Source organism: Oceanobacillus manasiensis, assembly GCF_000724085.1.
GTDB classification, from domain to species: domain Bacteria; phylum Bacillota; class Bacilli; order Bacillales; family Amphibacillaceae; genus Oceanobacillus_B; species Oceanobacillus_B manasiensis.
Window position 1 is genome coordinate 1,299,213 of the sequence record NZ_CCDL010000001.1, and the last position, 13,160, is coordinate 1,312,372.

Consider the following 13,160-nt stretch of genomic DNA (forward strand, 5'->3'; position numbering starts at 1 on the left):
TGAATGATAGAGAAATCGGATAATAGTTAACACCTGAACAAACAAGATTTAACAAATTAAGTATGGAGTGATTACTAATGAATACCACAACTTTTTATGTTGTTAACCACACCCATTGGGATAGAGAATGGCAGAAAACTTTTCATGAATATCGCACGAGACTAATTAAATTTATGGATAATTTAATCGAAACTCTAGAAGAAGATGACCAATTCCATACATTTATGCTTGATGGGCAAACTTCACTCATCGAAGATTATTTGTCAATTAAACCAAAGATGCATCAACGCCTTAAAGAACTTATTCAGAATAAAAGAATTACCATTGGCCCTTGGTATGTACAACCAGATGAATTTCTTCCAAGTGGAGAATCATTACTTCGAAACCTTCTTATTGGGGAACAGATTTCCAGAGAATTTGGACCGAAAATGAATGTTGGTTATCTCCCTGATTCATTTGGTCAATCACGATTTATTCCCCAAATACTAAATCAATTCAATATAGATACCGTTGTTGCCATGAGAGGTTTTAATAAAGAAGAAATTAATGCGAATGAATTTATTTGGGAAGGAACAGCAGAGAACCAAGTTCTTTGTAGCGTACTCTGGTCAGGTTATAATAATGGTTCCCAATTGGTACAGGACTTCGATCATACCGATAAATTTATTCAATTAAATCTAAACGATTTACAAGATACTTCTTATAATCAGAATATCCTTTTATTAGCTGGGTCAGATCAAACAACAGTTAAAAAATACATGCCAAAATTACTTAATAAATTAAATAAGCAGTATTCCGAAAAAAATTATGATTTTAAGCTAGTAGGATTAGAAGATTATATAAATAAAGTAAAAGAAAATAAGCATGGACTAAAGAAGTTAAAAGGCGACTTTAGAAAAGCTCAGAAACAACGAGTTCACAATTCTATTGCTGGGACAAGAACAGATATTAAACAGGCAAATTATCATGTTCAATCACGTATGGAAAAGTTACTGGAGCCTATGAGTGTGATTGGGTATACATTTGATCAACGTTATGAACAAGAACTTATCACACATTGCTGGAAACGAATTATAGAAAATCATGCACATGACTCAATTTGTTCTGTATGTGTTGATAGTACGCACTCTGATATGCTTCATCGAATCAGTGAAGCAAACGATAATATTTCAGCTTTACACAAGGCTAATGTAAACAACTTAGTAGAAAAAATTAGATTTCAAAATACAACTCAACGAAGGCCAATAATTGTTTTTAACCTTAGTTCGCATAGTAGTGAAGAATTTGTAGAAGTTGAAGTTGATGTGTATGATAAATTCTCATTAGAAGACAATTATGGGAATGAAATTGCTTATGAAATACTCAGCGAGACCACTGTTAATCTTAAAGATTATCGTCTATGGTTAAAAGAAAATCCAGATGATTATGTAACAAGAACAAAGATATTGTTTAAAGCGAAGGTAGGTGGAATTGGATACCGTACGTACTATCTCCAAGAAGGAAAAAGGAGACGTAATTTCGAGCAACATTCATCAATTCATGTGACGGATGATTCTATTGGAAATAATATAATCCAAATTCAAGCAAATCCAGATGGGACAATTAATTATATAAACCATAATTTAAACAAGCAGATGACCAATCTCTTAAGCATTATAGATGAGGGGAATGCAGGGGATAGTTATGATTTTTCTCCCCCACTAAAAGATGAAAGTATTTCTAGTACAGATGCTAAAACGGAAATAAAAACAACTAAGATTAATGCGTATACTGCTGAAATGCAGATAACACAAATTCTTATGATTAATAAATATACAAACCATGAAAAAAGAAGTGAAGAAAAAATACCATTACAAGTGCGTATTACTTTAACAATTGTGGAAGATAGTGAGTATATAGATGTAAATATGTTTGTTGATAATACTGCTTATAACCACAGACTATCTTTACAAATCCCTAATTTTTCAGAGAATATGCATTATCGGGAAGGTAGTTTTGGCGATGTGCTAACTGAGAACTATGTTGATGAGCCAAATTCTTTAGAAAAGGGATGGAAAGAACTATATTACCCTATCTACTCAACACAACGATATGTGTATGACAAAAATTCAAAACTTGCTGTATTTAATAAAGGCATTCCAAGCTATGAAATAAAGAATGGAAAAGATTTAAAGGTACACCTATTAACAACGATGGATTATATGGGGAAAACAGACTTATTATATAGGCCTGGAAGAAGGTCTGGAGCGAAAATTCATACACCTGACTCTCTTATGATGGGAGAGAACAACTTTAACTTCCGTATGTTATTGTTTAATCAATGTGATGATATCTATAAGACAAGTGATGACTTCCAAAATGGACTAATTGGTCACTATATTCACAAGCCGAGTAATACCGGCCATGTAACGGATGAACTATCTACTTTTTCTGCTAATAGTAGTTCAGTAAGTACAAGCGCGCTTATGAAATGTCAATTTTCGGATGGCATTATTTGGAGAATAAAAAACATGACTGATCAACCAATAAAATCTATTGAACTCCAATATAACCAAAATCTATACAATGTACATTCAGAAGTAAACCTTTTAGAAGAACATATGGACACTGATCGAATTTATGAAGAGAAAAAATCTGATTATGTAGGAGAAGAATATGAAGGAGCTGGTGAGATGATCAGAACTGGAAGGATACAAGTATCGAATATTAAGCCTAATGAAATAGTTAGTTTAAAGTTTCTTAAGGAATAGGATTGGTTCATCTAGGAAAAAAGAGAGTTATTTGTTTCTAGCAAGCTACCAATCTCATAATACTTTATAACCTGCTAATACTTGAATTCGCTCATTACCAATAGGTAGTGAGCTTTTTTTGTATAGTTTGATCCAACGCATGCTGTTAGTTGCTAGTTGGTGAAAGTCCAACGCTGGCATAAAAGTTGGGTGAAGAACTTGGTAAGCAGCACTCCCTACAACAAATAATTTAATTAACCTCATAACAGCTTCGGCGCCTGCTAGAATCTCTGTAAAAGCCTCTGAATCTATATCAAGCAATAAGAAAATACCAATAATCTCCAAATTAATTAATAGCGAATTCAATAAGACACTAACAATATTCATTTGAATAATTATTTATATTATAGGGGGCTGTTATGTAATAATGAAGTATTTCCTTATAAATGTGTTTCTTCATGATAGTACTTTGTAACGATCTCATAAAATGGCAGAATTTTTTAAATTATTTAAAATCTATTTTAGATCGAATACATAGAAAGGTAGATTTTAATGAATCATAAGCGTAGATTTCTAATTGGAATTTTATCAGTAGGATTGCTCATTTTAGCAGCATGTGAAAGCTCTTCTGCCGAGTCTAGCTCTACAACAGACAATGAGTCTGATTCCAATTCAGATGAGTCGACTCAAGCCAACGCGGAGGGAAGTACCACGGAAGAAGTGGGGAAAGAAACAACAGTAGATGAGCAGGCAGCAAATGATAATGTGAATATCACAGAGGAAGAAGACTCGACTATCCCGACTTTAGTAAGCCGGAAGGAGGAATACCGCCAGAAATTAAGTAATGTAAAAAAAGAAACGTATGAGCAGCGGGAAGAATCTGCAGATGGCATAACAGTCGAGTTAAAAGGTGTGGAAGGAAATCTATATGACCTTTGGGACGGATTAATAAATGAAATTTACGGAGTTCTAGAAGATCAACTTTCTTCAGAAGAAATGGAGCAGCTGAGAGTGGAACAACGGGAATGGATCAAGTACCGCGAAAACACGGCAGAGTAGGCATCCCTGGGATATGAGGGAGGCACAGCAGAACACCTAGTATATAGATCAGTCCTTAACGACCTTACGATAGAACGATGCACTGAATTAGTTGAGGAGTATATGAAGTAATGGTTAGAGCACTCTCATTTGAGAGTGCTCTTTTTTGAAGCCGATGCTCAGCACGACTTTTAGTTGCTGTCACGCGAGTTTCAGCAGCTATCACGCGAACTTCAGTTGTTCCCGCGCGACTTCTACTGCTCACATTCTCCTATCAATTAGACGTTCTCAAATTCCTTTTACGAAGTAGTGTATTCAATTTCTCAGAGCATAGAAGCATCCCTACACTATATAAAACAATAAAAAACGGGAAGATTGCAATGGTTGAATGAGATGCAATTAAACCAAGTAAAGGTGGGAGAAAGGTGTTACCTGTATATGCTAGGGCCATTTGGTAGCCCATAATAGTCTGGGAATGTTTCTTCCCAAAGCGTGTAGGTGTTTCATGTAACATAGATGGGAAAATTGGTGCTAGACCTATTCCAATCATGATAAACCCTACGAGTGAGAATGTAGTTGGAAATGGCAGTACGAGAAGTACAGCACCAACTAATGCGGTGAGTTGGCCAACTCGAATCAGCATACGACTACTCAATTTAAATGTGACAAAGCCAGTTAGAAATCTACCAACTGTTAATCCACCCCAATAAAGGGAAACCCATTGAGCAGCAGTTGCCGCTGACAAACCCTTGACATCTACGAGAAAACTACTTCCCCAAAGCCCCACTGTGGTTTCCACCCCACAATAAAACAGAAAGGACAACAATGCTAGCTTCACACCTTTTATTTGCAGGGGCTTTACATGTTTTGCGTCTTCTTGAGCTTCAGCCTGGTCTGCTTCTGTTTCCTCATTTTGCGTCACACTCCTGTTTTGCGCTACTTTTTTCCACAATGGGAAGGAAAGTAATAGGATAGTTGCTAATGCGAACTGGATTCCTGCAATGGTTAGATAACCATTTCTCCAACCGTGTTGTCCTGAAATGAAAGATGCCATGATAATTGGTCCCAAGGTTGCTCCCACACCCCAAAAACTATGTAACCAACTCATATGGTGTGCTTTATAATGTAGTGCAACATAATTGTTTAGTGCTGTATCTACAGCGCCCGCTCCTAATCCAAGCGGTATAGCACATACAACCAGCCAAATAAGCGACGGCGCGAAATAAAAGCCCAGTAAAGCACCTGCCGTCATTAAAACACTAACAAAGGTAACCTTCGCAGTCCCAAATCGTTTTATGACCTTTCCACTTAATAAACTGGAAACGATGGTACCACCGGAAATGATCATAAAAAGGTATCCTGCTGCCTCAAGTGGAGCCCCTATATCCTCTTGTATCACGGGCCATGCAGCTCCTAATAAGGGATCAGGTAATCCTAAACTAATAAAAGCTAAATAAATAACAAGCAAAAGTAATAGTGTCATGTTTACTCCATTTCTCCAAACTATAATTGTTGTTGCGTTTTCTGTAATGGGTACATTGTAAAGGAAGTGTTGTTGAGGCTGCGCTTACAAAATTGGACAAACAGGACTAGCAATCTACCAAAAGTATTTCTCAAGACTCACCCCTTATCGTTTCTTTCTTGTACCATTCTTTCTATGTAAAGCCCCTTTTTCCAATCACCCTCATGACGTTCACCGCATAAGCACTTATTAAAACGCTTTAATATGATGAAAAATATACCATATTCATATTTTTATAACAATGGAAAAAGAATAGTTGTGCTTCATGAATCATAATTTTTATTTTATAAAGGGTGCAATGGAACCGGATATTATTAACTGCAATAATTTCAATGCTTGTTTTTTAAAAATTTTAAATATATGGTAAAATAAAACTGTTAAATACTGGGCTTATAACTAACTAAGAAAGATATTTATTATTAACGAAATCCCACTTGCTATAAGGAGAGATGAGTTTAATAAGAACTTAACTTAATGAAAAAAAGGAGTGGGTTTTTGATAAAGACAAAAATAATTGAATTCTTATTTAACGAAGAAAAGTATAAACTCGAAAAAACTTTTCTGTTCATTTTGTTGTTTTTAGTTGGCTTATATCTATCTTATGTTTTAGAGTTTCCTATAACCGCTATTTATGTACCCTTTTTAATCTTTGGTTTGGTGATAACTATAATCGAAATAGCGTGGTACAACAAGAAAAAGAACATCAAAACAAGGACTAGACATTGGGTATTAATAATAGTCTGCTTAGTTATTTTACTAATTTTGGGTTTTATGAAGTTGCAGGAATACAAATTAGAAAATGAAATGTATGATGTAATAGAAGAAAAAGTTCAAGGTGAAACGTTTGAGATAGAATTTATTGACGAAATGAACTACTACGAAGAAAAATACTTTGTCGTTGGCTATACCATTAAAGGTGATCCCAACGAATATTTAGAATGGTATTATCGGAAAGATGGAAAATTAGTTCAAGATCTAACAAAATAAATTGCATATGAAGATGATTAGTTTGATCAGTTAACAATACTAGTCGTAAAAAAGAACGTGGATAAATTAAAAGCATCAATCATTATGCTGATGGGGGCTTTTGAATTTTTTCTTGATTTAAATTTCCATACAAACAGCAAATTGGAACAAACATTCGCATGAAGTTATAATGGGTTAAACAAAGTTAAGGGAGTTGTGCTATATGAGTCAAAGGGTTTCCTACGATGATGCGGCACCTGATGGTATGAAGATTGTGATGGATATGGAGAAATACACTAAAAAGTCTTCCATTAGTCGTACTACAAGAGAACTTATTAAAATCAGGGTTTCCCAAATTAACGGTTGTGCCTTTTGCATAGATACGCATACAGCTGATGCTCGTAAAATGGGGGAAACGGAGCAAAGAATCTATTGTTTAAATGCTTGGAAGGAATGTACTTTCTATACACCTGAAGAGAGAGTTGCATTAGAATTATCTGAGCACATTACGTTAATCCCAACCCAAGGAGTTCCTGAAGAACTTTATAATCGGGTACGTGAGCAATTTGATGAGAAACAATATGTGGACCTTGTTCTCATTATTAATCAGATCAACAATTTGAATAGGATCTCTATTGCAATGGGAAATACACCAACTAAGAGATAGTTTCTTTCAAAGTACTTCTTATGATATTTGTTCAAGGTACATCCTTGAATACAAACCTCCGGCATATAAAAGGAGCAAAAGTAAAATTTGCTCCTTTTTAGTGTTTACTTCTTTTTCATCTGCCTAAAATATCCCATGGAAGAGGCATATGCTGCTGTTCTTGCAGGAACTCCTTTTTTCATTAAACTCTCTGCTGTTTCTTCAATCATTTCTCCTGCACCTTTGATTTTCAAAGCAAACCCTCCCTCCTTTCTTGTTTATTATTTGTGGGGAGAGAGAAAATATTTACCAACGTAATTGAATGGGGTTTAGAATTTAATTTAGTAAAAGACGAATTAAAGAAGTGGAAGGAATTTTAATAGCCGAGAAGGTACAATTTGGTTCAAACCTCAGAAATGGATCATGCACTTAGTTAGTGCTACAAAAAGCCATCTCTAAAGATATGCGGGATTATACGACAGTCATAACACTTTAACGGAGAAAAGGTGATTTTTATTGGTAGTTGGTTATAAAAAAAGCTTATTGAAATGTAGTAGAGCATTCTCATTTGAGGGTGCTTATTTTGTTGAGTCAAGTCCTCACATTAGCTTAAATTAAAAGCCCTCACACTAAAAAGAGAGCTTTTTTAACCATGAATTATTCTCATCTGTTTATTTCCTTATATATCTGTGGTACTTACTTGGGTGACAATTTAACAAATTCATATTATATTAATCAAAATTATTTAAAGAAAATATTTTATACATTCGTCTCTTAAACGGTGCTAAACAACAATATTTGTGTAGTTTTTATAATGATCTAGTACTGGCGAGTCGAGCTCTTTATCGGTAATAATAGTTGAAACGTCATTTAGATCTGCAAAGCTGGCAATTGAACTCATGTTAAATTTTGTGCTGTCAATTAAAGCTAGCTTCTTGGACGAGGCGTTGAGCATTTTTTTCTTTAGTTCAATTTCGTATAAATTAAAATCAGAAAATCCATTTTCCACTGATACTCCATAAGAAGAGAAAAACACTTTATCAACATTTAGTTTTTTGAAGACCTCTTCTCCTAACAATCCTTCCATCGCGTTTGAATTTTTTCTAATAATACCACCAATTATTACTACTGTAAGGTTTAAATTCTCTCTAAGGATGTTAGCTGTTTTAAATCCATTAGTTAGTATAGTTAGCTCCTTATCGGTTTCTTTAAGAAGAGTAGCCAATTCAAAACAAGTTGTACTTGAGTCAAGAATTATACATTCCGAATTACCGATTAATTCATAAGCTTTATTTGCAATTTCTTTCTTTTTTTCTATGTTTATTTTCTCACGTGTATCATAGCTCTGTTCACGAGGTCCTTTAAGAGCAGCATTAATTAAAATTGCCCCTCCGTGAGTTCTTTCTAATTTTCTCTCTTTATCTAAAAAATCCAAGTCAGCGCGCACCGTTGGAAGAGAAACGTTAAGGGACTCAGCTAATTCGTTTACGGAGATAGATTCTTTCTCTTGTAATAACTCTAAGATTAATTTTCTTCTCTTTTCTGCGAACACAAAATTCCTCCTAAGAAAAATTATATTAACCGCTTACCTAAGGTAATTATAAGCGCTACAAATATAAAAAACAATGAATAGAAAAATAAAGAAATAAAAAGAAAAAAATGATTGACAAAAGAAAGTCGGGTTGGTATCTTGAAAGTAAGAAATTTAAATTTTTTGATAAATAAACAATTGAATTATGAAAGCGTTTTAATTTTTAAGTGAAAGGAGATGAATTCTACAGTTTGTTTTAAAAATCTAAAAAGAAATGGGAGATTTACATGCTAATTACTGGGAAAGAAATGCTCGATGTGGCAAAAGCGAATAAGTTTGCAGTCCCTGCTTTTAATGCGGGGAGTGGCCAGTTGTTGACTGCAGTTATGGAAAGTGCTGAAGAAAAACAAGCACCTTTTATTATGGCAATTCATCCATTAGAATTAGAATTTCTACGTGATAGTTTTATTTCACAGGTTATCTATGAGTGTAACCATACGAAAGTACCTATCGCTATTCATTTAGATCATGGTGCTACTATCGAACAGGTAATTCATGCAATTAAGTTAGGTTTTACTTCTGTTATGATTGACAGTTCTCACTTATCTTTTGAAGAAAATATTAAAACAACGAAAAAAGTAGTTGAAATCGCGCATGCAGAAGGAGTTTCCGTTGAAGCAGAACTTGGTACTATCGGTGATACGGGGAACACGGTAGAAGGCGGTGTTTCAGAAGTTATTTATACTGACCCCGATGTAGCTGAAGAATTTGTTAGCAGAACAAATATTGACTCACTAGCAATAGCGATTGGTACTGCACATGGAATTTATCCCAAAGATATAAAACCACAGCTACGATTAGATATTCTTGAAGAGATCTCCAAAGCGACTGAGATTCCGTTAGTTTTACATGGAGGATCAAGTAATCCAGATAGAGAAGTTATGGAATCAATTAGGTTAGGGATTGCTAAGATTAATATTTCCAGTGATATAAAAATTTCGTTTACCAATAAATTAAGAGAAATATTAAATGGTGATAACTTGGAGATTCGTGAACCGAATGTAATCTTTCCAGATTGTATTGTGGAGGCTAGGAAAACAGCAAACCATAAATTTGATATATTTAATACAACAAATAAAGCAAAATGTTTCAGCCTGAATTACTCAGAAAAACTGTTAGGGGAATTAGTATGAGATTAGAAGATATCTTAGATGATAGGATAATGGAGGTTAACCTAGATGCAGAAAATAAAGATCAAGCCATTACAATACTTTCGCAAAAACTAAAGGAAGCTAATTATATTCATGATGTAGAGGCTTTTAAGAAGGATATTTATTTAAGGGAAACACAAGGGTCTACTGGAATAGGTAACTATATCGCTATTCCGCACGGGCAAAGTGAAAGCGTATACAAAATAGGCGTTGCTATAGGTAAGTTCAAAAATGAGATAGAATGGGAGACTCTTGACGGCAAAGGTGTTAAAGTAGTTTGTTTATTTGCTGTGAATAACGGCAGTAAATCTGCTGAAGAACATTTACAATTACTTGCACAATTCGCTACGAAATTAGGAAATGATGCAGCCGTTGAAACATTATTAAATGCAGAAAGTGTAAAAGAAATAAAAAATGTTTTTCTAATGGAGGAATACGTATGAAAATTGTAGGAATCGCGGCATGTACTGCTGGTATTGCACATACGTACATTGCCAAAGAAAAATTAATAAAAGCAGCTCAACAAGCAGGTCATGAAATTTGTATGGAAACACAAGGAACAATTGGTCGTCAGGATGAGTTATCTGCTGAAAAAATAAATGAAGCAGATGTGGTTATCATTGCCGCAGATGTAAAGGTTTCTGGGAAGGAACGTTTTGAAGGGAAAAAAATTATTGAAATTCCAACTGAGATTGTAATAAGAGCACCAAAAAAATTAATTAAAAGAGTGGAGAACCTCATCGATGAAGCAAACCAAGTCCAATCCTAAGTTGTTATTCTAACTCTTTAATGGAAGGTAGATGGATATGAAAAATTTACAACTCAAAAAACATATCATGACTGCTATTTCATACTTGATTCCTATTGTAGTGGGTGCTGGCTTTATGCTGGCGATCGGTAATATTGGTGGAGGTTCTCAAATTAGCGATATTGAAGAGGGTTTTGGCTTTTTCGATACCCTGACTACCATGGGTGGTTTAGTTTTAGGGCTATTACCTTTAGTTATAGCGACTGGAATCGCATTTTCTATTGCTGATAAGCCAGGAATAGCCCCAGGTATGGTTATTGGTTTGGCTGCTATAAATATTCAAGCAGGTTTTCTAGGAGGTATTTTGGGAGGTTTTATTACCGGGTATCTCACTAAATATATTACAGAAAAGTTAAATGTTCCAAAATGGGCAGAAGGATTAAAGCCGATGCTTCTTATCCCTTTAATATCTTCTGTTTTATCCGGTCTTATCATGTACTTTGTTATTGGTAAACCAGTAGCAATTGGTACAGTATTCTTACAAGATTATCTTAGTTCATTAGATACTTCAGATAAGATACTATATGGAGTTATCATTGGTGTCTTGGCTTCTATAGATTATGGTGGTCCGATTAATAAAGTAGTGTTTGCCTTTGTTTTAAGTCTACAAGTAGAAGGGGTTTATGAGCCAATAACTGTCTTAATGCTAGCATCGATGGTTACACCATTTGGAATGGCCATGGCATACTTCTTCCAGAAACCATTCAGAAAAAATATCTACACACAAAACGAAAAAGAAACCTTAAAAACAGCGTTTCCTATGGGAGTAGTAATGATTACAGAGGGGTGTTACCCAATTATTCTAAACGATCTCTTTCGATGTATTGTCGCTACAGGAGTTGGTGGTGCAGTAGGTGGGGCTTTATCAATGCTCTGGGGTGCAGATTCATCGGTACCACATGGTGGGATGCTCGCAATGGTTACAATGACCCACCCATTAGGATTCTTAGGTGCTTTATTGCTTGGTTCATTAGCGACCGCAATCGTACTTTTTATTTTGAAGAAGCCTGTTGACCGTAACCAGGTAAGACTTGATGACGACAAGGAAGCTGATATTGATTTAAGCTCAGTTAAAATCTCATAATTTAAAGCGGATAGTGTGGAGGGATAAAATGACAAATGTAGATGAACAATATAAAAAGGGAGTAATAAGCTTATATGAAAAAGCAGGTATTCCCCTAACTCAGAATGAGATTGCTAATATTGACTATGCTGATTTTGGGCTTAATAACGTACAAGAGGAAGCACTAAATCTAGTAGTATATGTAAATAATGAGAGATATTGTGCAAAAGAAATGGTGTTGTTACCTAATCAGACATGTCCAGAACATATGCATCCTTCTATAGAGGGGAGGCTAGGGAAGCAGGAGACCTTTAGATGTTGTTGGGGAAAAGTATTCTTATATGTAGAGGGAGATCAGGAACTCAAAGAGGATGGAATACAAGTGTCACTTCCTCAAACAAATAAAGATTACTATACTGCAAGTAAAGAAATTGTGTTAACACCAGGTGAGCAATATACCATCGACCCAGATACACGGCATTGGTTTAAAGCGGGTAATGAAGGAGCCGTTATTACCGAGTTCTCATCACCAAGCGATGACGCATCAGATATCTTTACCAATCCACATATTAAGAGAGTTGCTAGAGATAAGATTACGTCATAGTTTTGGTGCTGCTAGCATAATCGAAAAGCAAAAAAGAGAAACCGTATAATTGTTAGCGGTTTCTTTTTTTGGCTTGAAAATAAATTTTATTATACGTGCAAAGCATATCAAGTAGGTGTTTTAAATCATACGGATATTAATCGGCTGAAATAACCTTTATACCCGTGTTTTGGATTTTTGAGTGTAATTCATCCTCAATAGCCTTTTCAGTAATTAACGTATCAATTTGGTCTATAGTAGCAAAAAAAGCACTTGATGTTTTACCAATTTTTGAAGAATCAATTATTGCAATTACCTTCTTGGCTCTTTTTATCATTTCTTTTTTTAACTCTACTTCATACAAGTTAAAGTCTGATAGGCCTTTCTCAATAGAGAACCCGTTAGCAGAAGTAAACATAACATCAATGTTGACATGGTCTAAAACGCCTAATCCGAAAGTTCCCTCAATAGAAGTAGACTTCTTTGTTACTACTCCACCAATCATTATAACTGTAATATCAGGGTTATCTTTTAATTCAAATGCTGTTTGAATACCACTGGTTACAACAGTTAATCGAAGGGGCTGGCTGTTCAAATAGCGAGCTAATTCTAAGGCCGTAGAACTCGCATCGAGTAGAATGCATTGCTTCTCCGCAACATACTGGAACGCTTTTTTTCCAATTAAGGACTTTTCTTTTTTATTTTTCTTTTCTCGTGCAGAAAAGCTAGTTTCTTGATCTATATTATCTTTTAAAATTGCACCACCATGAGTCCTAGTAAGTAGCCCTTCATTCTCCATTTTATTAAGGTCTGTACGCAAAGTTGCTTCAGAGACCCCAATCTGGTTTGCAAGCTCTTTTACAGTTAACCGCTGCTTGTCATTTAATAATTGCAATATTTTATTTCTTCTTTCATCCACAAACATTTTCATTTACTCTACATCCTTACTTTTCTAGTTAATTAACATTTTATTTCAAATAGGGATATTTATCAACATTTATCTTTCCAACTGTTTTTATTTTCGTTTTCAAAACTGATAGATAATAACAATAATCAAAAACAA

The 13,160-nt window shown here is 34.8% G+C and carries 14 protein-coding genes; 9 read left to right on the forward strand and 5 right to left on the reverse strand.

Translation table 11 applies throughout. From position 1 onward, the window contains the following. Window positions 1–77 precede the first annotated feature (77 nt). Window positions 78–2,750, forward strand: coding sequence for a glycoside hydrolase family 38 N-terminal domain-containing protein (locus BN985_RS06520; protein ID WP_042221928.1), 2,673 nt, complete (start codon window positions 78–80; stop codon window positions 2,748–2,750). 54 nt (window positions 2,751–2,804) lie between these two features. Here BN985_RS06520 and BN985_RS06525 read toward each other — a convergent pair whose 3' ends face one another. Beyond that, window positions 2,805–3,116 (reverse strand): hypothetical protein, encoded by a 312-nt coding sequence (locus BN985_RS06525; protein ID WP_156960084.1) that lies wholly within the window; start codon window positions 3,114–3,116, stop codon window positions 2,805–2,807. Window positions 3,117–3,281: 165 nt separating this feature from the next. On the opposite strand from BN985_RS06525, the gene BN985_RS06530 reads away from it, so the two are divergent. Continuing rightward, window positions 3,282–3,788, forward strand: coding sequence for a lysozyme inhibitor LprI family protein (locus BN985_RS06530; RefSeq protein WP_052360625.1), 507 nt, complete (start codon window positions 3,282–3,284; stop codon window positions 3,786–3,788). A gap of 253 nt (window positions 3,789–4,041) precedes the next feature. Here the strand turns inward: BN985_RS06530 and BN985_RS06535 are convergent, their stop codons facing one another. Further along, window positions 4,042–5,250, reverse strand: a complete 1,209-nt coding sequence (locus BN985_RS06535) for an MFS transporter (protein ID WP_042221932.1) — start codon at window positions 5,248–5,250, stop codon at window positions 4,042–4,044. Window positions 5,251–5,784: 534 nt separating this feature from the next. Here BN985_RS06535 and BN985_RS19195 point away from each other — a divergent pair. Together BN985_RS19195 and BN985_RS06545 are read left to right on the forward strand one after the other, a co-directional pair. Continuing rightward, the gene (locus tag BN985_RS19195) at window positions 5,785–6,276 is read left to right on the forward strand and encodes a hypothetical protein (RefSeq protein ID WP_042221934.1); all 492 of its coding nucleotides are present in this window, start codon (window positions 5,785–5,787) and stop codon (window positions 6,274–6,276) included. 202 nt (window positions 6,277–6,478) lie between these two features. Next, complete coding sequence (locus tag BN985_RS06545) at window positions 6,479–6,922, forward strand: carboxymuconolactone decarboxylase family protein (protein ID WP_042221936.1); 444 nt, start codon at window positions 6,479–6,481, stop codon at window positions 6,920–6,922. Window positions 6,923–7,026: 104 nt separating this feature from the next. On the opposite strand, the gene BN985_RS19480 is transcribed toward BN985_RS06545, so the two are convergent. Next, entirely contained in the window at window positions 7,027–7,155 is a 129-nt protein-coding gene (locus BN985_RS19480) for a hypothetical protein (protein ID WP_269635263.1), read from the reverse strand. 530 nt (window positions 7,156–7,685) lie between these two features. Continuing rightward, a complete protein-coding gene (locus BN985_RS06550) occupies window positions 7,686–8,453 on the reverse strand; it encodes a DeoR/GlpR family DNA-binding transcription regulator (protein ID WP_042221939.1) in 768 nt (255 codons plus the stop codon). 266 nt (window positions 8,454–8,719) lie between these two features. Here BN985_RS06550 and BN985_RS06555 point away from each other — a divergent pair, with 266 nt between their 5' ends. From BN985_RS06555 to BN985_RS06575, 5 genes are read left to right on the forward strand one after another with little or no spacing between them, the layout of a single operon-like run. Further along, window positions 8,720–9,625 (forward strand): ketose-bisphosphate aldolase, encoded by a 906-nt coding sequence (locus BN985_RS06555; RefSeq protein WP_042221940.1) that lies wholly within the window; start codon window positions 8,720–8,722, stop codon window positions 9,623–9,625. After that, a complete protein-coding gene (locus BN985_RS06560; protein WP_042221942.1) occupies window positions 9,622–10,086 on the forward strand; it encodes a PTS sugar transporter subunit IIA in 465 nt (154 codons plus the stop codon). The genes BN985_RS06555 and BN985_RS06560 overlap by 4 nt, the downstream gene beginning before the upstream one ends. Then, the gene (locus BN985_RS06565; protein WP_042221944.1) at window positions 10,083–10,412 is read left to right on the forward strand and encodes a PTS fructose transporter subunit IIB; all 330 of its coding nucleotides are present in this window, start codon (window positions 10,083–10,085) and stop codon (window positions 10,410–10,412) included. Before BN985_RS06560 ends, BN985_RS06565 begins: the two co-directional genes overlap by 4 nt. A 37-nt stretch (window positions 10,413–10,449) precedes the next feature. Further along, window positions 10,450–11,535, forward strand: a complete 1,086-nt coding sequence (locus BN985_RS06570; RefSeq protein WP_042222981.1) for a PTS fructose transporter subunit IIC — start codon at window positions 10,450–10,452, stop codon at window positions 11,533–11,535. A 28-nt stretch (window positions 11,536–11,563) separates the two neighbouring features. Beyond that, window positions 11,564–12,118 (forward strand): D-lyxose/D-mannose family sugar isomerase, encoded by a 555-nt coding sequence (locus BN985_RS06575; protein WP_042221946.1) that lies wholly within the window; start codon window positions 11,564–11,566, stop codon window positions 12,116–12,118. A gap of 136 nt (window positions 12,119–12,254) precedes the next feature. On the opposite strand, the gene BN985_RS06580 is transcribed toward BN985_RS06575, so the two are convergent. Continuing rightward, on the reverse strand, window positions 12,255–13,028 hold the full coding sequence (locus BN985_RS06580) for a DeoR/GlpR family DNA-binding transcription regulator (RefSeq protein WP_042221948.1): 774 nt from the start codon (window positions 13,026–13,028) through the stop codon (window positions 12,255–12,257). Window positions 13,029–13,160: the final 132 nt, after the last annotated feature.

Bases quoted from the DNA above. Each gene is read 5' to 3' on its own strand.
- BN985_RS06520 (WP_042221928.1), top strand. From the start codon at position 78: ATGAATACCACAACTTTTTATGTTGTTAACCACACCCATTGGGATAGA.
- BN985_RS06525 (WP_156960084.1), bottom strand. From the start codon at position 3,116: ATGAATATTGTTAGTGTCTTATTGAATTCGCTATTAATTAATTTGGAG.
- BN985_RS06530 (WP_052360625.1), top strand. From the start codon at position 3,282: ATGAATCATAAGCGTAGATTTCTAATTGGAATTTTATCAGTAGGATTG.
- BN985_RS06535 (WP_042221932.1), bottom strand. From the start codon at position 5,250: ATGACACTATTACTTTTGCTTGTTATTTATTTAGCTTTTATTAGTTTA.
- BN985_RS06545 (WP_042221936.1), top strand. From the start codon at position 6,479: ATGAGTCAAAGGGTTTCCTACGATGATGCGGCACCTGATGGTATGAAG.
- BN985_RS06555 (WP_042221940.1), top strand. From the start codon at position 8,720: ATGCTAATTACTGGGAAAGAAATGCTCGATGTGGCAAAAGCGAATAAG.
- BN985_RS06560 (WP_042221942.1), top strand. From the start codon at position 9,622: ATGAGATTAGAAGATATCTTAGATGATAGGATAATGGAGGTTAACCTA.
- BN985_RS06565 (WP_042221944.1), top strand. From the start codon at position 10,083: ATGAAAATTGTAGGAATCGCGGCATGTACTGCTGGTATTGCACATACG.
- BN985_RS06570 (WP_042222981.1), top strand. From the start codon at position 10,450: ATGAAAAATTTACAACTCAAAAAACATATCATGACTGCTATTTCATAC.
- BN985_RS06575 (WP_042221946.1), top strand. From the start codon at position 11,564: ATGACAAATGTAGATGAACAATATAAAAAGGGAGTAATAAGCTTATAT.
- BN985_RS06580 (WP_042221948.1), bottom strand. From the start codon at position 13,028: ATGAAAATGTTTGTGGATGAAAGAAGAAATAAAATATTGCAATTATTA.